General features: G+C 29.5%; 24 protein-coding genes. All 24 read left to right on the top strand.

The annotated features are described in order from the left end of the window. The first annotated feature begins 107 nt into the window (after positions 1-107). The 24 genes from AC3IPI_RS13725 to AC3IPI_RS13610 all read left to right on the top strand — a co-directional run bounded on the left by AC3IPI_RS13725 (position 108) and on the right by AC3IPI_RS13610 (position 20,142). Complete coding sequence (locus AC3IPI_RS13725) at positions 108-566, top strand: copper resistance protein NlpE (RefSeq protein WP_489153365.1); 459 nt, start codon at positions 108-110, stop codon at positions 564-566. A 311-nt stretch (positions 567-877) separates the two neighbouring features. Continuing rightward, complete coding sequence (locus AC3IPI_RS13720; RefSeq protein WP_489153363.1) at positions 878-1,066, top strand: SymE family type I addiction module toxin; 189 nt, start codon at positions 878-880, stop codon at positions 1,064-1,066. A gap of 243 nt (positions 1,067-1,309) precedes the next feature. Further along, positions 1,310-1,930, top strand: coding sequence for a hypothetical protein (locus AC3IPI_RS13715; protein ID WP_489153361.1), 621 nt, complete (start codon positions 1,310-1,312; stop codon positions 1,928-1,930). Between the two features lie 256 nt (positions 1,931-2,186). Then, a complete protein-coding gene (locus tag AC3IPI_RS13710) occupies positions 2,187-2,696 on the top strand; it encodes a TPM domain-containing protein (protein ID WP_489153359.1) in 510 nt (169 codons plus the stop codon). 454 nt (positions 2,697-3,150) lie between these two features. Continuing rightward, positions 3,151-4,572 carry a rhomboid family intramembrane serine protease gene (locus tag AC3IPI_RS13705; RefSeq protein WP_489153357.1) on the top strand — a complete coding sequence of 474 codons (1,422 nt, stop codon included), beginning with the start codon at positions 3,151-3,153 and terminating at the stop codon, positions 4,570-4,572. 82 nt (positions 4,573-4,654) lie between these two features. Further along, positions 4,655-5,347, top strand: a complete 693-nt coding sequence (locus AC3IPI_RS13700; RefSeq protein WP_489153355.1) for a hypothetical protein — start codon at positions 4,655-4,657, stop codon at positions 5,345-5,347. Between the two features lie 65 nt (positions 5,348-5,412). Next, positions 5,413-6,744, top strand: a complete 1,332-nt coding sequence (locus AC3IPI_RS13695) for a tetratricopeptide repeat protein (RefSeq protein WP_489153353.1) — start codon at positions 5,413-5,415, stop codon at positions 6,742-6,744. A 30-nt stretch (positions 6,745-6,774) separates the two neighbouring features. Beyond that, entirely contained in the window at positions 6,775-7,548 is a 774-nt protein-coding gene (locus AC3IPI_RS13690) for a hypothetical protein (RefSeq protein WP_489153351.1), read from the top strand. Positions 7,549-7,644: 96 nt separating this feature from the next. Further along, positions 7,645-8,211 (top strand): hypothetical protein, encoded by a 567-nt coding sequence (locus tag AC3IPI_RS13685; RefSeq protein WP_039118187.1) that lies wholly within the window; start codon positions 7,645-7,647, stop codon positions 8,209-8,211. Between the two features lie 57 nt (positions 8,212-8,268). Continuing rightward, positions 8,269-9,525, top strand: coding sequence for a retropepsin-like aspartic protease (locus AC3IPI_RS13680; protein ID WP_489153349.1), 1,257 nt, complete (start codon positions 8,269-8,271; stop codon positions 9,523-9,525). A gap of 390 nt (positions 9,526-9,915) precedes the next feature. Then, positions 9,916-11,016, top strand: a complete 1,101-nt coding sequence (locus AC3IPI_RS13675; protein ID WP_489153347.1) for a hypothetical protein — start codon at positions 9,916-9,918, stop codon at positions 11,014-11,016. A 166-nt stretch (positions 11,017-11,182) separates the two neighbouring features. Then, entirely contained in the window at positions 11,183-11,764 is a 582-nt protein-coding gene (locus tag AC3IPI_RS13670; protein ID WP_489153345.1) for a hypothetical protein, read from the top strand. A gap of 110 nt (positions 11,765-11,874) precedes the next feature. Next, on the top strand, positions 11,875-12,498 hold the full coding sequence (locus AC3IPI_RS13665; RefSeq protein WP_489153343.1) for a class I SAM-dependent methyltransferase: 624 nt from the start codon (positions 11,875-11,877) through the stop codon (positions 12,496-12,498). A 2-nt stretch (positions 12,499-12,500) separates the two neighbouring features. Then, positions 12,501-13,403: a PhzF family isomerase gene (locus tag AC3IPI_RS13660; protein WP_489153341.1), complete on the top strand. Its 903-nt coding sequence runs from the start codon at positions 12,501-12,503 to the stop codon at positions 13,401-13,403. A gap of 69 nt (positions 13,404-13,472) precedes the next feature. Further along, positions 13,473-14,351 carry a DUF4349 domain-containing protein gene (locus AC3IPI_RS13655; RefSeq protein ID WP_489153339.1) on the top strand — a complete coding sequence of 293 codons (879 nt, stop codon included), beginning with the start codon at positions 13,473-13,475 and terminating at the stop codon, positions 14,349-14,351. Positions 14,352-14,360: 9 nt separating this feature from the next. Further along, positions 14,361-14,792: a GNAT family N-acetyltransferase gene (locus tag AC3IPI_RS13650; protein ID WP_489153337.1), complete on the top strand. Its 432-nt coding sequence runs from the start codon at positions 14,361-14,363 to the stop codon at positions 14,790-14,792. 507 nt (positions 14,793-15,299) lie between these two features. Beyond that, positions 15,300-16,085, top strand: coding sequence for an arginase family protein (locus AC3IPI_RS13645; RefSeq protein WP_489153335.1), 786 nt, complete (start codon positions 15,300-15,302; stop codon positions 16,083-16,085). Between the two features lie 184 nt (positions 16,086-16,269). Continuing rightward, on the top strand, positions 16,270-16,956 hold the full coding sequence (locus tag AC3IPI_RS13640; protein WP_489153333.1) for an SH3 domain-containing protein: 687 nt from the start codon (positions 16,270-16,272) through the stop codon (positions 16,954-16,956). A gap of 31 nt (positions 16,957-16,987) precedes the next feature. Next, positions 16,988-17,386, top strand: a complete 399-nt coding sequence (locus tag AC3IPI_RS13635) for a hypothetical protein (RefSeq protein ID WP_086893993.1) — start codon at positions 16,988-16,990, stop codon at positions 17,384-17,386. Between the two features lie 112 nt (positions 17,387-17,498). Further along, positions 17,499-17,834 (top strand): hypothetical protein, encoded by a 336-nt coding sequence (locus AC3IPI_RS13630; protein WP_489153331.1) that lies wholly within the window; start codon positions 17,499-17,501, stop codon positions 17,832-17,834. A gap of 39 nt (positions 17,835-17,873) precedes the next feature. After that, the gene (locus AC3IPI_RS13625; RefSeq protein ID WP_489153329.1) at positions 17,874-18,215 is read left to right on the top strand and encodes a nuclear transport factor 2 family protein; all 342 of its coding nucleotides are present in this window, start codon (positions 17,874-17,876) and stop codon (positions 18,213-18,215) included. 46 nt (positions 18,216-18,261) lie between these two features. Next, complete coding sequence (locus AC3IPI_RS13620; RefSeq protein WP_489153327.1) at positions 18,262-18,720, top strand: DUF6896 domain-containing protein; 459 nt, start codon at positions 18,262-18,264, stop codon at positions 18,718-18,720. A gap of 112 nt (positions 18,721-18,832) precedes the next feature. Next, entirely contained in the window at positions 18,833-19,372 is a 540-nt protein-coding gene (locus AC3IPI_RS13615) for a GNAT family N-acetyltransferase (protein WP_489153326.1), read from the top strand. 35 nt (positions 19,373-19,407) lie between these two features. Further along, positions 19,408-20,142 (top strand): class I SAM-dependent methyltransferase, encoded by a 735-nt coding sequence (locus AC3IPI_RS13610; RefSeq protein ID WP_489153325.1) that lies wholly within the window; start codon positions 19,408-19,410, stop codon positions 20,140-20,142. Positions 20,143-20,206: the final 64 nt, after the last annotated feature.

Genomic DNA, 20,206 nt, shown 5'->3' with positions numbered 1-20,206 from the left:
TTTTTTTAATTAATTCTAAAACCCTGCCTTAACTCGTAATAAAAAATTACTAGCACGTTCTTATTATATAATACTTAAATTTACTTAATCTAATAAAACTCAACTAAATGAAAAAGCAAATCGTAACACTGATAATGGCAGGGCTATTAATGGCGAGCTGTAAGGATAAAGATGCCATGAAACAAGATACAGTAACGCAAGATACAATTGTAACTCATGATGAACATACATCACAAAATTCATTAGATTGGGTTGGTACCTATAAAGGAATTATACCATGTGCAGATTGTGAAGGAATTGAGCAGGAAATAACAATAAATGACGACAAAACTTTTTCTATAAAAGAAACATATCTGGGTAAAACAAAAGATAATAAGTTTACCGATGAAGGAACAACTACATGGAATAAAGAAGGAAACATAATCACGACTATAACTAAAGATAAAACTAGAACAACATCTTACTTAGTGGGAGAAAGAACACTAACACAGCTTGATATGGACAATAAAGAAATTACAGGTCCTCTTGCTAAAAATTATATTTTAAATCAGATAGAAGCCAAATAAACGATCCTTTTTATAAAGAATTATTAATCGTTTCTAAAATATTAAAAATCCGATTTGCGAAAGCAAGTCGGATTTTTAATGCGTTAATTATTTGCTTAAGCCCCAGTTTGTCATTTCGTAGAGGTGCACAGCAATACGACTACACATTCATTTTTATATCTTTTCTAGCACTATTAAAACAATAATCTAATTCAAAAAAATATTAAAAAAATAAGATTTGTCAACTTATAATATGACAGTATTCTCAGCAAATTGAAAGACATTTGATTCATAATCTGAGCTATGCTATAAATGCATATAATTATATGACAATGAAAAATTCAAGGAAACTAAAAATTTATAGAAAACATCAAGCAAGAGCTTACAAAGGCACAACGATCCCACAAATAAGACTCGAAGGCAAATGGCTTGAAAAACTTGGTTTCAAAGAAGGACAAATGATAAATATCGACCTTAAAAAAAATAAGCTGATAATCACTATTGAAAAAAAACAACCATAACGATACATAACAAAGTTGTGCATCTCTACAGATTACATATAATTCAATTCATCTATAATTTTCAATTTTAAAAATAGGATTTGTTATCACAAATCCTGTTTCCTACATAGAACAAAAAAAACCATAACACTCAATAAATCAAAACATTAACCAAACTTATTATATTACAAAAATGACTTATAGTGTCTCTTTTTGCAATGAAGATATTATAATTTTGCTCCCTAACTCATTAAATAAATTACAATGAAAAAATTTATATTAATTATTCTAACAGGTGTATTTTTGTCTTGTGGCAGTACAAACCCTAAATCACAAGCCACACTAAAATTAAAAGAGGGAACAACCGTAGAAGGGGTAACGACTGATCCCTCTCATTATGTTGGTTCTGCAACTAAAAAAATAGCAATAAAGACTTCTCAAGATAAAATAAAATATGAAAATGACGAAATTGAAAAAGTAACAATATTTGGAGAAGATAAACTCTATATTCCTTATTTTGACAAGAAATTTTTGTCTTTAAAAAAAAATGGGAAAATAAAACACCTTTGGCTTACCCCAGTAAACATACCAAAGGGCAAGGCCTCACTTTATAGTAGAGAAAAAGAACAAACCAACCAAAAGGGTAGATATATTGGTACAACAACTTTTTACTATGTCTGGAAAAACGGAGAAGAAGCGGCTAATTATTTTATTAGTTCCAATATTGGCATTACAATTGGAGCAGGTAATGAGCTCCGGGTAATGATCGAAAATGTATTTTCAGACTGTCCTGAATTAGTAGAAAAATCAAAAAAAGAAAAATATAACCCAAAAAACAAAAGTGCTATTGATATCGTTAATGAGTATAATTCTATATGCAAATAATAAAGTAATTATTTTTCTCACTATATCTATTAAACTTAAATATAATTTTCAATCAAAAATCCGACTTGCTTCCGCAAGTCGGATTTTTTTTTATGATTTTACTTCTCGATAATGTCAAGTAAAAGTTTCTATTTTGTTAATTCACATACTTCACATAAAACCAATAAAATATTAACCATTTCATACAAATTTGAAGAATGTTTTATCATAATAAAGTCTTATTTTCGCACCACCAAATCTAACCCTCAGTACTAATATGAAAAAGATCTTCTTTATTATTACAATTACCTTATTTACATTAAATAGTTTTTTTGCCCAAACAAAAAATGCAGTAAGCTCAACCTCTGAACCTCAAAATGTTTTTTCGAAATCATATGATTATGTAAATGACTTCGAAAAAATATTATCTCCAAGTCAAATAGCAGCTTTAAAAAATACTTTAAAATCTTGCGAAACAAGCTCAGGTCATAAAATTATTCTTGTTACAACTCCTTCAATAAAACCTTATTCTGATATTCCTGAGTACTCATTGGATCTGAATACTTATTTAGCCAATAAACTAAAACTAAATACAGCCGTTTTAATTGTTTTTAGCAAAGAGTTGAGACAAATTCAGATACAAGGTAGTGACCAAGTACGTAACACACTTAATTATGACGAAACTAAAGATATTATATCTAGCTATGCCTTACCAGAATTTAAAAAAGGTGATTTTTATAAAGGTTTAGAAGTATCTGTTTCTGAAATAATCAAAAAAATAAAATAGCGTTTTTAAGAAAAATTAAAAACTTTTAAAGAATCCAATTTGTGCAAACAAGTTGGATTTTTTTTATGGCGTGCCCCGCAGAAAAAGCGGGTCAGGCTTTCGGCTTTATCTTTTGTTTTGCTCCGCTTACAAAAGGATACCGCCTCTATCCTTCACGCGAAACTGCAATACAATGAAGTTTTATTTTCAAGTATAAATTAATAATAAAAAAACTATATATTAGTCTCTTGATAAAAGTCCTACGTTGCCAATATATGCAATAAATCAATCAAGACTTTTGATAGAAAAACACGCACCTTATAATTAGATATAACCAAATATGAATTCTAATCTTACCAAGAAGCTTAAATTAATTTTTACTCCATTTTTAATTACGATGTTAAGCTTTTGTATTATTTATACTTTTTTAAACTGGCTACTTTTTATCAAATTTCAACTCTTTTCAGTCAAAGAAATGATAATCGATTTTGTAATTCCATTGATATTTCCTGCAATACCGATCATATTTTATTTACACAAGAGATTAAACATTTTAAACCTAAAAGCGAAAAACGGAAAGACTTATACCGATTTTTATATTTTTATTCTTTGGCTTTCCATTTCGGTTCCAACAATAATTGCTCAAGACTATCTTAAAACAGCAACAGGAAAATTAACCCAAGTCGAGAATGTTTCTGCAATTTCCAAAAAAGAACAAACAAAGTATTATAACATAAAAAGATTATTCATAGACAAATCAAAAGCTAGTTCTTATACTTTATTTGAAGTAAGTGGTAAGCACGATACTGATTTTAACATGACTATATATGTTGTTGCTCCTGTTTTTGATAAAAAAAATAATGCTTCAACCGCTACGAATTGTAAATATTGGTTAGGAATAAAATACCATAATCAGGTTAGTAATAGTATAAGCGATTCTAGAAAAGAAAGTGAATACCAAACTTTTGCAAACTTTAGCGAAACCGAATTTAACCGAACTGATTTAAGTGATTTTATATACTTAGAAAGAGTTGGAAATTCAGAAACTGGAGATGGTTATAAAAAAGCCTTAAAAAATTGCACTAAATTAAATACTGAAGGTGCAACTATTTTTATTTCTCACAAAGAACCTTTTGAAAACAAAAATGGAAATTCCTTCCTATGGTTTATCTGCACATTATTAGGAGGAATAGTTATATCACTAATTGCGATTTTAATTCCAAAATTTAACCAAAGAGAATTAAAGAACCTACAAAGCGGAAAACCCCAAGAAAACAAAGATTTAAAAGAATTCTTGGAATTTATAAAACCAAGAGAAGGCTATTTTGTTACTCCAATTTTAATATACCTAAATATTGCAATCTTTTTAGTGATGTTTCTATCAGGCTTAGGCTTTATATCGTTTAATGGGCAAGATTTACTAAATTGGGGAGCAAACTACCAACCTTATACAACCAATGGCGAGTGGTGGAGACTTATTACAAATGTCTTCCTTCATGGTGGTTTCATGCATTTGCTATCAAATATGTTTGGGCTTTTATTTGTCGGAATATTTCTGGAGCCTCTATTGGGTCGAACGAAATACTTAACAATTTACCTAGTTACAGGAATTATTGCCAGTTTAGCTAGTATTTGGTGGTATGATGCAACAGTAAGCGTAGGTGCTTCGGGTGCTATTTTTGGGCTTTATGGATTATTCCTAAGTTTGTTATTGACAAAAGTTTTTCCTCCACAAATCAATAATGTATTCTTAATTACAACGCTCATTTTTATAGGATATAATTTGCTTATGGCACTTACTGGAGGAATTGATAATGCAGCACATATCGGAGGACTTATTAGTGGTTTTGTAATTGGATTGATTATGAGTAACTCTTTAAAAAAAGACAGCAAATAAATCAGACCTTTAATTATATTTTAAAAATCACACGAATACGGTATAAACACTTACAGATAAATAACATTTAATAAAAAAGAAAATGAATAAAATAATATTTTTATTACTTAGTATCTCTTTTTTAAGCTGCAATTCAAAAGCTCAAAATAATGCTAGTGAAAAACAACAAGAAAAAGTTAATCCTAAATTGACTGGAAAACAAATTGTGTCAGAATTAGAGAAATTAAATTTTTTCAATTTAACAGAAAAAGAAGATTTAAAAGAAACAAAAACTGAATTTGAAAGATCTTATAATGAACAACATTTCTTTGGAGGTGAAATGAAAGGCGAAAGTGTCATTTTTACCGACAATAGATTTTATTTTGTTGATTCTGAAACTCTATTTGAAGTAGGTGGTTTAATTCAATATTTAGAAACTGTAAAAAAAACATTCGACAAATTAAATCTTAAACTGAAATTTTCGGATGAATTTAGTAGTCAAACTGAAAAACATTGGACTCATAAAATAAAACTAAACGGAAAAGAATATTTAGCTTACGATAATGATTTTGGAGAAAATGATTGGGGAATTTCATTTGTAAATTTTATAGAAATGCTAAACGACCAATTAAAATTACAGCATAGTAATGAACAATTTTATCCTATAAGTTCTGGAAATGATGGAAAAATGGTTTTGCTAACTAAAGAACAATTTGAGTTTGTAAAAGCAAATTATCCAAATGATAAAGAACATCCAAAAGAAATAAATGATTGGAAAAAGGGATATGGATTATAAAACTTTAGGCTAATCCTATCCTATCGAAATAAATATAAATTGACAATAATCTTAAAAAAACTATTATGGGTTTATTTGACTTTTTTAAAAAAGAAACAAAAGGAATTGAAAATTCTAAATTTTATTCCGAACAATTTCAACATGAAATTTGTGCGTTGGCATTATGGAAGCTTGAAGAAAACAACTTAAATCCAAATGTTGCAAAATATGAACTTAAAAAAATCGGTCTAAATGATGACCAAATTGATTATATAATAGACAAAACCAATCAATTTATACAGAAAGAAAAAGTCACAAATCCAGAACATATAGCAGGAATCGACGAAAAGAAATTTCAAGATGAAAGTTACCAATCTGAGATTTTAGATTTTGCTCAAAAAGCATATTTTCAAAACAAACATAGTTATGAAGCTGTAGAACAAAATCTTCTGCAGGAAGGATTAAATCATAATCAGGTAAAAGAAATTATATCGAAATTAAAAAAACTAAATGCTGATATGGTTAATGCTTTTCAGGAAGATTTAGACTCAGGATTAATTTCAGAAATCAAAATAATTCCAAACGCAGAACATACAAAAGAGAATAGCGAACCTGACCAAGTTGATAAATATATTGGTTTTGGAGCCTATCAAATGGACAGAGGTGATTTAGACAATGCACTAGAACTTTTTGATAAAGCAATAGCCCTAGACGAAAAAGCAACTTTAGCTTATGCCAATAAAGGGACTCTTTATTATAAAAAAGATGATAATGAAAAAGCTTTATTTTTTTACAATAAAGCACTTCAAATAGAACCTAATAATTTAGTAATTTTAGAAAACAAAATGGATTTACTATGTGAGATCATGAATGAATCTAACGAAAGTGAGTTTATTGATACTGTAAAAACTATATTAAAAAATGACCCCGAAAATCCAAATGCTTTAATTTATATAATTCAATTCTACGCAAAAGAAAATAATATTAGTAATGCTTTAGAATCAGCCAAAAAATTATTTTCTAATTATCATCGCGAAAGCATTGCCACACAATTATTACTAGATGTATTTGCAAGATTATCAAAAGATGAAGCCCTAAAAGAATTCGATACTTTTAAACAAGAAATTAATGAAGAGGCAACATATCAGTTAGATTATTGTAAAGGACTATATCTAAAAGGAATTAGAGAATATGATAAAGCTATTATATTGTTTGAAAATCTAAATAAAATTCAGGAATTCTCTTGGAACTATTATCAAATAGCAATCATGAAAAATGCACAAAACAAGATTGATGAAAGTTTAGAATTATTGAAAATCACATTTGATATGGAGCCTGAATTAAAAAACGATGCAAAACAATTTCCAGAACTACAAAATTTGTGGTCAAACCCTAAGTTTATCGAATTAACGAAATAGGACAAATCTCTAAAATTCAAAAATCACATTATGAAAAAACTTATACTCCTTTTTTTCTTCGCAATCGGATTAAATTCTTCTTATGCAGAATGTGGTGCGAACGGAATGCAATTTTCCCCAAAGAAAACAAACATAAGTTTAAATTCGATGTTTATCATACAGGGATATTACATGAGTGAAAAAACAATCAATAGTTTCAAAAATCGAACTGTTTATTTACAAAGTAAGAAAGGCGAATTGGTAAAACTTAATCTTGTTGAAATTCTAAAAGGTCAAATGAGTCTGACACAGGCCATTTTTAAACCTGCAAAACAACTAAAACCTAATACTATTTACTTCTTAAAATACTCTAAGCAAACAGAGAGAGAAACAGAAGAAATGACACAGTGGAATACTGAAACGAACCAAAATGAAAAAGTTTACTGGAAAACAACAAACAAAAATTCATCTGAATTATTAAATCCTGATCTGAAGATTAAATATCAAAAAACAGAAGTTAGAGAATATGGTTGTGGTCCTGCTGCAAATGCAATATTCAATGTTACCAATAAATCTGATTCTGAAATCTGGTACAAAACAGAAATGGTTGACCTTAATACAAACCAAAAAATTGTGTTTTATATCAAAGAATGGGATGGAAAACTTAATGTAGGACATGGAATGTGTTCCGGAGCATTTACTTTTACCAAACTTGGAAAATATAAGGTCCGATTCACTCCAATGAATACGGATGGAAAGTCATTAAATACAACAAAGTGGATAAATTTTGAAAGTCCATTTAAGAATGATAAAAGCAGTTCTTAAAGAAAAACAATCAACCCGAAAAACCAGATTTGTAACAAATTATAAAAAATAGTGTCTATATAATAAAACCAATTATTAACAACCAAAAATAAATTTATGAAACCAAGAACTATTTGCTTAATCGGATTATCTTTTTTTGTTAGTAGTTATATCATGTTTTCACAAGGTTCTAAATTTGCTTATTTTCAAAAACCTATAGATTTTGCACACTGGTTTAATTTAATTGGAGCTGTATTGTTACTTTCTTTTAATGATGTATTCCCTAAGAATAAACTTAATTCAGTAGCTTCTTTTCTAACCATTTTAGGAGTTATAGGTCACGTTGGGCTTTGTACTATTGACTTTATAATGTGGAGTTTTGGAGATGACGAAATCTCAAAAACGGAATTAAGTAATCAGATAAGTAATACGCCATCTATTTTATATCCTTTTGTTATTATTGGCCCATCTTTACTTTTTATAGGATTGGCAGCGCATGCCTTAAATTTTATTAAAACTCATACCTTTAGTGCCTTAATGGTTATAATTGGAGCACCCGCAGTAGGTATTTCTTTCTTTGTATTAAAAAACGGATCGTATATGGTACTAAGTTGTATCCTTTTTGCTTTGGGATTGTTTTCATTACTTTATAGAAATGATGACAGAACAATATTAACTGAATAGAAAACCACATTTCCTAAATTCATATACTACAACAGCACATTACTAATCTTCTTAAAAATGAAAAAACTTCTAATCCTTACCCTCTTATTATTAGAAACTGGAGTAGCCTTTTCTCAAATAAAAGCGGAGAGCAATCTTAAAAAACTCAGTGAGCAACATCAATTTGTAAAGATGGATAGCTTAAATAATAAAATTAAGACTAAAGATTATTATTTTTATAAAGCATTGTTTGCCAACGTATGTAACAAACCTGATTTATCAAACTTATATTTAGATAGCTTAAATAAAAGTCAAATCACCAAAGAATTCAGGTATTATAAATTAAAAAACGACAACTATATAAAGCTGTTTGATTATGCAAGTGCTTTTAAAACATCTGGTATTTTAACCACTACATTTTTTAAAAATTTTACCAAAGAAGAACTGGATGATGAACTGAATACAAGACGTATTTGGGAAGTTTTGAAATTACAGAAACCTCAAATAATCGATTCTTTTTCTAATCATTCTGTGGCAACAAAAAAAGATAAAGCTGGTTTAATTACCACTAATGTTTTAGCAAATACTATAGATACTGATTTTGTTTTTGATACTGGAGCCGGAATTAGCTGCATAACCGAAAGTTTAGCAAAGAAACTAGGCTTTATCATCTTACCAGATAACAACATCGAAGTTATGAGTTTTACTGGCGTTAAAAACAAAGTACTTATGGGCATTGCTCCTGTTTTAAATATCGGAGATATAAAAATTCATAACGCCATCTTTTTGGTTTATCCTGATTCAGCATTTACATTTGCTAATGGTAAATATGTAATAAATGGTATCATAGGATTTCCTATTATCAAAGAATTAGGAACTGTTACAATTGAAGAAAATAGTATTGGTTTTTCTAAAAACAAAATGATCAAGAGCAACGACAAAAACTTATTCATCGATGAGCTTCGTGCCATTGTAATGCTAAATTTTAAAGGTAAAACTCTCCCATTTAATTTTGATAGTGGTGCAAAAACAAGTTCATTTAATAAATCTTTCTATGAATTATTCAAAACTTATTTGGATAAAAATAGTACTCTAATTTCTGCAAAAACAGCCAGTGCAGGCGGACAAGAAATTACTTCAGAACTTTTGGAACTAAAAGATCAACAAATTCTATTAGGGAAAAATCAAATAAACGTACCTAAATTGCAAGTCGATAAATCTGATTATGGTGTTTATGGAAAAGTAAATTATGGCAATATCGGACAAGATATAATTGGTCAGTTTAAGAAAGTTACCATTAGTTTTGATCATAATTATCTCAAACTAGAAAATTAACTGCAACGATAAATTCTCTTTTTGAAACCCTAAATCCAACAAAAGCATATAAATAAAGACTGTAACAAACTCAAAAAATAAATGTCTCTATAATAAAAAGCAGAAGCTACATCTGGTTGATAAAACTGAATATTTTAACCCGTTGGGTGTAATTAATTTTAACACATAGAAACATAGGTCTTATACACACAAAAAAGGCGTTTCACTTGTTTTAAATGCATCCCGAAGCTTCGGGACTAGATATATGAAAGAAATGTATTTCTTTTTGTGTTCTTTTTTACACATAAAATCTATGTTTCTATGTGTTAAATGAAATTTTTACGACCCGAGCGAAGCGAATAGACGCAGTAATTACACCCAACGGGTTATTTTATTATAAAAACATTTGTCATGAGAATCTTAAAACTAGTTACTTTAGTAATTCTAAATTTATTCTCCTTTTCGAAAATAAATTCTCAAACCAATCAAAACGATAGTATAAAACTTGATTATACCAAAATTTATGCACTTGCATTAGATGGAGATCCTAAATCGGCATTGCCATTACTTGAAGTTGACCCAACTAAAAAAATAGCGTCAAAAGACTTAAAATTTAAGATCGATTTTGAAAACCGATTCAAGTTTAAGGAAGATAAAAGTGATTTTTTGGAAACCCAAAAATCTAAGATAGATCAGTTATTAAAAATTTACAGGGATTACTGGCGATTCTCTTTTTTAAATAAACAGCAGAAAAATGATACGCTGATTATGAAAAATGTTTCCAGCTTTCTTAAAGCAAATTTCCCATCTGCAAAAAACCTGATCCTTAATGAAGATAGTATTGATGTATATCAAAAAAAATACATTACTAGTTTAGGTTACCATACTACAGGGTTTGGAAAAACTGGAGGTTTATATGATTTATTAGTTTGGAAAACTGAAAAAGATACCGTTTATAAACTCAATTATGACGGAAAAGAAACTGCTATAAAAATCTATTTTATGGATGATTTTATAACATTAGGCTGGAGCGAATATGCTACTTTAGGTAGATATTATCCTGCTGGTTGGGCAACTCATGAAGCTTTATTTTGTGTAAAAAAAGCGTATGATTTAAAATCAGAAACATTTAGGGTAAGTTATATTGGTCACGAAAGCAGACATTTTGCCGATTATCAATTATTTCCAAAACTAAAAGGTATTGGATCTGCAGATTTAGAATACAGAGCAAAACTAACGGAACTATCTCTTTATTCCGAAGAAGGGCTTTTTAAAAGAATACAGTTTTTTATTAATAATGGAAATTACGATAGCCAAAACGGACATTCCATTGCTGCTTATTGTGTTATAAGAGATTTATCTAAATCATTATTTAATACTGACTTTGAAAAAGATTTAGATAAATGGAAAACCATTCCTGCGAAAAAAATAAACGAAACTGCAGCTCAGATTCTTAAAGAAAACACCAAATCATTAGAGAAAATTCCAAATGTCGAAAAGTTTATCAAATAAGAATTTTATAGATTCTAAATAAATCCTAATGGTAAAATTATACTTAATATCGATGGATAAAATTTAAACTCTTTTAAAAATTCCCTTTTTAAATTCGTATTTTCGTTTTAACAGAAAATGTTCAATTATTAATTTCTATTCACCGTAAATCAAAAACTCTAGATCTATGACCAACTTACCGAGTTTTAAAATTCAACCACTTGGAGAAATTTCAAACGAATTTTTAAAAATCAATATTTCTACATTTAGTGATGCAACTCATTTTGTAGCAAATTTAAATTATGGGAGGAATCAGAATAAAAATGATCTAAAAACTGTATTTATTGACAATTGCGGAACTTGCAGTACAAAGCATGCATTACTAAAAAAACTTGCTGATGAAAATGGATTTAGCCAAGTAAAATTAATTCTTGGAATTTTTAAAATGAATTCTAAAAATACCGTTGCGATTTCTGAAACATTACAGAAAAACAATCTTGATTTTATTCCAGAAGCTCATAATTATTTAAAATTCGAGAATCAAATCTTTGACTTCACAAACCCTAACTCAAAGCCATCAGATTTTGAAAGTGACTTAATTATAGAAATTGAAATGCTCCCAAACCAAATTTCAAATTATAAAGTTGAATTTCACAAAAAGCATCTACAGGACTGGCTTAACAAAAATGAAGAAATAAAATTAGAATTAGAAGACATTTGGAAAATTCGCGAACAATGCATTCTTGATTTAATCAACCATAAGAACTAAAATAATTAACTTAGATTCTATAAAAGTAAGTATTAATAAAATCCCTATTTAATTCGTATTTTCGTTAGGTAAAAAAACATTTCTATTTAAATACTAAATCCTACGAAAACATGAATGACACTTGGACTGAAAGATGGAATGACAGATATAGCGCAGATGAGTTTGCTTATGGCGAACAACCAAATAACTATTTAAGAGAACAATTAGAAAAACTTAATCCCGGGACAATTCTTTTTCCTGCCGAAGGCGAAGGGCGCAATGCCATTTTTGCAGCCAAACTAGGCTGGACAGTTTCGGCATTTGATATAAGCATAGAAGGAAAAAACAAAGCCTTACGACTTGCCGAATCGAATAATGTAACAATCGACTACCAAGTTGGCGAGTTGCAAACATTAAATTATACTCCAGAACAATTTGATGCAATTGCATTAATTTATGCGCATTTTCCTGGTGACATTAAATCTTCATACCACAAAACACTTAGTACGTTTTTACGAAAAGGTGGCTTGATAATTTTCGAAGCTTTTAGCAAGAAACATATCGAATACAACTCTAAGAACGAAAAAATTGGTGGACCAAAAGAATTGGATATGTTGTTTTCTATTGAGGAAATACAATCTGACTTTCCAGATTATGAGATCATCGAATTAGTAGAACAAGAAATCGAATTGAACGAAGGTCTTTTTCATAATGGGAAAGGTTCTGTAATACGATTTGTTGGTCGAAAAAAATAATAATGAAAAAACTAATAACATACCAGATTGATTCTTTTACCAAAGAAAAATTTAAAGGAAATCCTGCAGGAGTTGTAGTAAATGCCAATGGTTTGAATGATTACGAAATGCAGCAAATTGCGAGAGAATTAAACAACTCGGAAACGGCTTTTCTTTTTCCTCCAGATAGTAATGATTGCGATGGTGTAATACGATACTTTACGCCAAGTACCGAAGTTCCTATTTGCGGACACGCTACTATTGCTGCAATGTATGCCAAAGCTGTCGAAGAAAATTTAGATTCTTGTGTATTAAAATTCAAAACCAAGATTGGTACTCTTCCTTTTGAAATCATCAAAAATAATGGAGATTATCAAATTGTAATGACTCAGGGAAATTTTGAACTTAGCCCTACATTCGATAACAATATAAACAACAGAATGCTAACTGCATTAGGACTGGAAGAATCTGATTGGGATGAGAAATGCCCGATTCAGATAGCTTCTACAGGACATTCGAAAGTTATGATTGGTATTAAAAGCAGAGCAAAACTCAATGCTTTAACTCCAAACTACAATGCTCTCGCCGACTTAAGTAAAGTGATTAATTGCAATGGGTATTTTGTCTTTACATTCGACTCTGATGATAAAGATATCTTGACTTACGGCAGAATGTTTGCCCCTGGAATTGGTATCAATGAAGACCCTGTTACTGGTAATGCAAATGGACCACTAGGAGGATATTTAATAGAAAACAAAATCGTTGATTTTAATGGTAATGAATTCGAATTTAACGGAAGACAAGGTGAGAAAATAGATCGACTTGGCGTAATAAAAGTTAAAGTTAAGATTGAAGATAATAAACCATCATTGATTCAGATAAAAGGAGATGCTGTGGTAGTTTTTAGAACCGAAATAGCCATTTAAAACAAGTACGCAAACATTCAAAGTAATATCTTTATTCAAAAAAGTAAATCCCCCTAAAACGAACCCTGTATGAAATCATTCTTTTTAAGTCTAATTGTTTTATTAATTGCTTCATCTTGTAATTCTAACAGAAATGAAACTAGTAGTGATGAAGTAGTGGCATTGAGTGCACCTCCTCCTCCTCCACCTTCTACGGGTTCTGATACTAATTATAAAGATAAAAAAGAAGTATCTGAAGACAAAAATACTGAACCAGAAACTATTAAGCCTGTAGTAAAAGAAAAAAAAATCATAAAAGACGGAACTGTTTCGGTTAAAACAAATGACATTGCTGCAAGCAAAAAAAATATTGATGAATTACTAAAAAAACTTAATGGCTATTATGAAACGGAGGATCTACAAAATAATGATCAGTCGATTTCATACGATTTAAAAATACGAGTTCCAGCCGATAACTTCGAAAAACTAATATCTAATATCGAAAATGGAAAAGATGAACTTACGAGCAAAAGCATACAAGCCAGAGATGTAACCGAAGAATTTGTTGATATTACAACTCGTTTGGCTAATAAAAGAGAATATTTAAAACGTTATAAAGAATTACTTTCCAAGGCTTCTACCGTAAAAGATATTCTTGCCATCGAGGAAAATATAAGAGTAATCGAAGAAGAAATAGAAAGTACAGAAGGACGCTTAAAATACCTTAGCGACCAAGTATCTTTTAGTACGCTGAATTTAAATTTATATAAAGAAAAAGAGTATATCTATAAAGCTCGAGAACAAGATAAATTTTCGGAAAGAATTAAAAATTCTATTAGCGAAGGATGGACTTCTATTATTGATTTCCTATTGTGGTTATTTTCAATTTGGCCATTTATCATCCTAATAACTGGTATTATATACATCGTTAGAAAAATTCGTAGAAAACGTAAAAACCAAGCACAATAATTAGTGTAGATGGAAATTGTAGAAATTAGAAAAAGTAACCTAGATTCTCTAAGGAAGATATTCTTAGAAGAAAGGCAAACAACATTTTCGTGGGTAGATTCAACTACATTTCATTTACATGATTTTGATACCGAAACCGAAGGTGAATATATTCTGGTTGCTATTCTCGATGATATTACAATTGGATTTATTTCTATTTGGATGCCCGATAACTTTATTCACCATTTATATGTAGATAAAAAATATCATGGCAAAGGTATAGGAACTCAGTTGCTAAAAGCCGCTCTCAAGAAAACTAATTTTCCCGTTACTTTAAAATGTCTAGAAAAGAACATACAAGCAGTAAATTTTTATAAAAGAAAAGGCTTCATCGAGAAAGGAAAAGGAGAATCTGAGCAAGGAACTTTTATTCTATTTGAGTTAGTAAAGAATCCAGAATAATATGATTATAATTAATTTTAACACATAGTCTCAATCCCGAAGCACAATGTCATTAAGTTAAGAGAAAAATGATAAAAAGATTTAAGATTTTTGACTAAAGATTTTTGATTTCAGATGTATGAAACCTCAGAAAAATCGACAGTCTTATTATTTACAAACACTAAATCTAAATTCTCTTAACCTTAATGACATTGTCCGAAGCGTCGGAACGGGAGAAAATCCGTGTTTAATCCGTGTTTTCGCTATAGCGAATCCGCATCATCCGCGTTCCTTATAGACAATCTTTGTTGAGAATATAATTAACCATAATTAGCACAAAAAGGCTTATCTTAATGACATTGGCTGCGGGAATATGTGTTAAGTTTTTTTCAAATCTTCATCTTAAAACAAACTTCATGAAAAAGATATGTATCGTTGAGTTTCCTTCAAATTTGGGTTTAAAAGAACCTCAACCAGGAAAAGAACCTGGCGTAAAAACTTTTACCAGATTGGTTAAAGAAACACAATTTGCATAACTTAATAAATCCAGAAAGGATTCTCAGGCTCGATTCTCCTGCATACAGCAACAAAAAAGATCTAGAAACTGGAATTCTCAACGCAAATTCTTTAGCAGATTATGCAATAAAACAAGCTGAATTAATACATGACCTAATCACAACAGATAAATTTCCATTTGTAATTGGTGGAGATTGTAGCATTCTTTTGGGCGCAGCAATTGCCTTAAAACAAAACGGAAATTATGGTTTGTTTTACCTAGACGGGCATACCGATTTTATAGATATTTCTTTGTCGGAAACTGGTGGTGTTGGTGGTATGGCTGCATCTATAGTAACTGGCAACGGACATAAAAAGTTAACCAATATCTTAAATCTTTCTCCTTATATAAAAGAAGAAAATCTTTGGTGTGTGGGTAATCGCGAATACGATGACGAATATGAAAATGAAATTCGTAAATCGGATGCCACATATATTAGCCTAGATTTATTAAGAAAACGAGGTATTGCAAATTGCATTCAATCGTTTCTTTTAGAAATTGAAAATAAAAATCTAGATGGATTTTGGCTCCATATCGATGTTGATGTTTTAAATGATTTGATAATGCCTTGCGTAGATAGCCGAACACCTGATGGTTTAACATATCAGGAATTTAACGAACTTACTTCCCTCCTATTCCAAAGCAAAAAACTTACTGGATTTGAGATAACAATCCTAGATCCCGATTTAGATACTACAGGAGAATATACGGCAGCTTTTGTAGATAATCTTGCTGCGACTTTTAACAAATCAAAATAACATTCCTAATAAACTTTAGAAGATTCTCTTATACTTCTCTTTTAAATTTTATTTTATTAGTCTTTCAGAAAAACTAATGTATTCTCAGTATATAAAACTTAAATAATAAACACAACAACTTTACAAAACGTAATAAAAAACTTATATATTTGTTTCTTTATCAAAGCTTAATTATAAAGAAACCATGAAAAAAATAACCAGCATTCTTCTGCTTCTAGCCTTTAATATTTGTTTCTCTCAATTCGGAATTATAAATGACCCTGATGGTTATGTTAATGTTAGAAATTCTGCAGGAAAATCGAACAAAATAATTGACAAATTAGATAATGGAGCAATCGTTTATAATTATGAACCAGATGGTAACTGGGTTAATATTGACTACAAAAAAGGTAAAGAAAACTTAAACGGATATGTCTATAAAGACCGAATAATCGATTTAACAAACTTCACAAAAATACCAGTTAGAGAAAATAAAAATGGAGTTATAAAACTCGAAAACAACAATGTTAAGGTAGCAATCACCGAAATTGCATTTAGCCCAAAAAACCACAAACTAAAATATAATAGTGAAAGTCCAACTTTATTAGAAACTATTGATGATCAAGTTATATTTGGAACTGATGGAAATATCCCTAAAAGAAAGTACAAATCAATTGAAATAGAAGTTGATAAAATTTTAATAAACGTACCCGAAAATGCTTTAAAAAATGCATTTGAGCCTAATCTGGAACAAACTATGGTCAATTACGATACTGTAAATGACATATTGTATATACAATCTTCCAATAGTGATGGCGCTGGTAGCTACGTGATATTATGGGTAATCGAGAAAAAGAAATTCAAAACCAGAGCTGAAGCCCTTCCTTTCTAAAAATCATAGAGCATTATAAAATTAAAAGTCCATGAAATACTTATTTTATATACTAATCCCTCTCATCATTTCGTGTCAAAATAGAGCAGAAACCAAGGAAGAAGATAGTAAAAAGAATAAAAACCTGATATACTTTAATTCTCATTTCATGGCAGACTTAGGCGATGATGAATGGTATAAACTACAACCTAAAATGGACTCTCCTATTAAAACGCAGTATCTGGATGATGTTATTTATGTCACAAAATATATTGATGTAAATGCTTGCGGAACCTATGTGGGAGATATAGAGATAAAAAATGATACTATTTACTTAATTCATAGATTAGTATCTGATGAAATCTGCGCTACAACCTCGATAAACAAGGTAATCTATATCATAAAAAATCCAAATCAAAAAAAGTACAAAATGATTATTCGCTATGAATAATTTAAAAAAACATTATAATTCTTACTTTTAATTATTACTTTTAGTTGTAAAACAATTACGAATGTGAATAATATTAACTCCTGTTTTAATTTTTAAGTAAAAAATTGCCGCTATGAAATATAAAAAATATTTAATTTGGAGTTTATTGTTTATCATGTTTTACGTATTGTTCGTTTCTTCTTTTCTTATGAACGCATGGGGATATATTTCTGATAAGAATTACCATTTACCAAAAGAATCCAACTTACTTATTTTTAATGCTACCACCATGCAAAGCCCTACTAGTGATATTTGGGTATATGGCGAAGACTACAATAACTATTATTACAATGCTGGTTTAAAAGCCGAATATATTATTACGATATCCAAAGAAGATATGAAAAGCTGTCCAAACTTTAATCCATTAAATGTTAGTACTTGGTGTGGAGCCGAAATTCCTCATAAATAAAATATAGGTTAAAAAAAACAATTAAGCATTCCCCATAAAATGACAATAGACCAAATTATTGATGATCAAATGTTGGCTTTCAACAATAGAGACATCAAAAAAATGATGCCCTTATATAGTAATGAAATTAAAATTTTTAATCACGCTGATAATACCATAACTATTGATGGTATAAATGAGTGTGAAAAAATGTTTATTACATTATTCGATAATTCTCCAAATCTTTACGCTGAGATAATTAAAACTATAAATTTTGATAATAAAGTAATTGTTCACGAATACGTATGTGGACGAAATGGAAGCGATGAGAAAACGGAACAAGTAGTTATTTTTGAAGTAAATAATCAAAAAATAACACGAATGGATTTGATAAGAAAATAGATCTTATAAATTTTCAAAACAATAAACACCATTCACAAAATTAACGATGAAAACATTGCAGAATGAAATAATAATTGAGGTGCTAAATGCTATGGATGAATTTGAAACTATAGCAGAGCAATTAATTAATAAAGTTATCTCCGAAACAAAGCAACCTGAAATTGAAGCAATAAAAAAAGGTGATTATTTCGAAATTGAAAATGCCGATTTTATAAACGAAGAAGAAATATTATCCGATAATTGGCTTTATGATGTTCATGGAGAACATTGTATGTTTGAAAATAAAATAACGGGACAAACTCTGGAAGTTTCTCTTGGTTATAAAGAACATATTGCAAATTTAGACCCCTATTTTTTCTATAATTTCCTTAAAACAACCAAGCATTTTACACATCTTACCAAACATTTTGAAAGTCCCTTTAAAGATATGTTAGATTTATTTGAAAACCTTGAACAAAGAAAATTACTAAAACATATTTATAGAATTGAATATAGAAAAATATAAATAGTTCCTCTTATTTGCATTCAATAATCACAAACTCAAAGTATAGGATGATTATTAATTTATTTTCATAATTTCGTTTAATAAGGCAACTCCTTTTTAAAACCCAAATATTATGAAATTAGATTTTACTGAATTTCCAAAACTCGAAACTCAAAGATTAGTTTTGAGGAATCTCGAAAATCAAGATTTCGAACTCATTCATAAATTGCATTCTGATCCAATTGTAAACGCATTTGTGGGCAGAGATAATTCCTCCAATCTAGAAAAAGCAAAAGCATATATAATCCGAATGAATAATCTGGTTGCCAAAAACGAATGCATTTATTGGGTAATCACAACAAAAGAAAGCAATGATTTAATAGGTTCTGTTTGTCTTTGGAATTTTGACCTTGAGAACAAAATTGTCGAGATTGGTTACGAAATGTTATCGCAATACCAAGGAAAAGGTTTTATGACAGAAGCACTAAAAGAAGTTGTAAAACATGCTTTTGAAGAAATAAACTCAGCAATAATAACCGCTTTTCCTTCTTCTGACAATGTTAATTCAGTCTCCATTTTAAAGAAGCTTAATTTTCAATACGAAGACAAACCTTACAATAATACCCATCTAAATATAGAGAATTTAGTAACTTATACATTGAGAAAAGTATAAACAAAAACCTTAGCTGCAAAAAAAAAATACCACACATGAAACAAAATAAATACGACGACGAATCCTTTTTTGATAATTATAGTAAAATGCCTCGTTCTGCCGAAGGATTAAATGCTGCTGGCGAATGGTATATTTTACGCAAAATGTTTCCTGAATTTAAAGATAAAAATATTCTTGATCTAGGATGTGGATATGGCTGGCATTGTATTTATGCCAAAGAACAAGGCGCAAAAAAGGTTGTTGGTATCGATTTGTCTCAAAAAATGATTAAAAAAGCTAAGGAGAATTCGAAAGACTTAGTTATAGATTACAGACAAATGGCAATTGAAGATATCGATTTTAAATCCGAAGAATTTGATGTTGTGATTAGTTCACTAGCATTTCATTATGTAAAAAATCTAAAAGACATTTTTGATAAAATCAATACGTATATAAAAAAAGGCGGAAACTTTATTTTTTCAATGGAACATCCTGCATTTACCTCTCGACCAGAACAAGATTGGTTTACCGACTCAAGCGGAAATCGCCTTCACTGGCCAATAGATAATTATCAGGATGAAGGCATAAGACACACACAATTTTTAGGTCACGAAGTAATTAAATACCATCGAACTTTTGAAACTATTGTAAACACATTAATCAATGCTAACTTTACAATTAAACAAATATCCGAACCTAAACCTTCTGAAGAAATAGTAGAGAAATATCCTGAAATGATTGACGAAGCCAGAAGACCAATTTTTATATTGATATCAGCAGTTAAGAATTAAACTTGATACTTAAACCAAGTAATTGTCTGAATAGTAGAATATAGATATTATGATTTTTTGTAAC

This window comes from Flavobacterium sp. GL_143, from assembly GCF_057834355.1.
This window is presented reverse-complemented; position numbering and strand designations above follow the sequence as displayed.

Coding starts and splice junctions, on each gene's coding strand:
- AC3IPI_RS13625 (WP_489153329.1), top strand. CDS start 17,874: ATGACAATAGACCAAATTATTGATGATCAAATGTTGGCTTTCAACAAT.
- AC3IPI_RS13620 (WP_489153327.1), top strand. CDS start 18,262: ATGAAAACATTGCAGAATGAAATAATAATTGAGGTGCTAAATGCTATG.
- AC3IPI_RS13650 (WP_489153337.1), top strand. CDS start 14,361: ATGGAAATTGTAGAAATTAGAAAAAGTAACCTAGATTCTCTAAGGAAG.
- AC3IPI_RS13690 (WP_489153351.1), top strand. CDS start 6,775: ATGAAAAAACTTATACTCCTTTTTTTCTTCGCAATCGGATTAAATTCT.
- AC3IPI_RS13655 (WP_489153339.1), top strand. CDS start 13,473: ATGAAATCATTCTTTTTAAGTCTAATTGTTTTATTAATTGCTTCATCT.
- AC3IPI_RS13680 (WP_489153349.1), top strand. CDS start 8,269: ATGAAAAAACTTCTAATCCTTACCCTCTTATTATTAGAAACTGGAGTA.
- AC3IPI_RS13675 (WP_489153347.1), top strand. CDS start 9,916: ATGAGAATCTTAAAACTAGTTACTTTAGTAATTCTAAATTTATTCTCC.
- AC3IPI_RS13710 (WP_489153359.1), top strand. CDS start 2,187: ATGAAAAAGATCTTCTTTATTATTACAATTACCTTATTTACATTAAAT.
- AC3IPI_RS13660 (WP_489153341.1), top strand. CDS start 12,501: ATGAAAAAACTAATAACATACCAGATTGATTCTTTTACCAAAGAAAAA.
- AC3IPI_RS13725 (WP_489153365.1), top strand. CDS start 108: ATGAAAAAGCAAATCGTAACACTGATAATGGCAGGGCTATTAATGGCG.
- AC3IPI_RS13640 (WP_489153333.1), top strand. CDS start 16,270: ATGAAAAAAATAACCAGCATTCTTCTGCTTCTAGCCTTTAATATTTGT.
- AC3IPI_RS13695 (WP_489153353.1), top strand. CDS start 5,413: ATGGGTTTATTTGACTTTTTTAAAAAAGAAACAAAAGGAATTGAAAAT.
- AC3IPI_RS13700 (WP_489153355.1), top strand. CDS start 4,655: ATGAATAAAATAATATTTTTATTACTTAGTATCTCTTTTTTAAGCTGC.
- AC3IPI_RS13715 (WP_489153361.1), top strand. CDS start 1,310: ATGAAAAAATTTATATTAATTATTCTAACAGGTGTATTTTTGTCTTGT.
- AC3IPI_RS13685 (WP_039118187.1), top strand. CDS start 7,645: ATGAAACCAAGAACTATTTGCTTAATCGGATTATCTTTTTTTGTTAGT.
- AC3IPI_RS13670 (WP_489153345.1), top strand. CDS start 11,183: ATGACCAACTTACCGAGTTTTAAAATTCAACCACTTGGAGAAATTTCA.
- AC3IPI_RS13635 (WP_086893993.1), top strand. CDS start 16,988: ATGAAATACTTATTTTATATACTAATCCCTCTCATCATTTCGTGTCAA.
- AC3IPI_RS13665 (WP_489153343.1), top strand. CDS start 11,875: ATGAATGACACTTGGACTGAAAGATGGAATGACAGATATAGCGCAGAT.
- AC3IPI_RS13630 (WP_489153331.1), top strand. CDS start 17,499: ATGAAATATAAAAAATATTTAATTTGGAGTTTATTGTTTATCATGTTT.
- AC3IPI_RS13720 (WP_489153363.1), top strand. CDS start 878: ATGAAAAATTCAAGGAAACTAAAAATTTATAGAAAACATCAAGCAAGA.
- AC3IPI_RS13705 (WP_489153357.1), top strand. CDS start 3,151: ATGATAATCGATTTTGTAATTCCATTGATATTTCCTGCAATACCGATC.
- AC3IPI_RS13615 (WP_489153326.1), top strand. CDS start 18,833: ATGAAATTAGATTTTACTGAATTTCCAAAACTCGAAACTCAAAGATTA.
- AC3IPI_RS13610 (WP_489153325.1), top strand. CDS start 19,408: ATGAAACAAAATAAATACGACGACGAATCCTTTTTTGATAATTATAGT.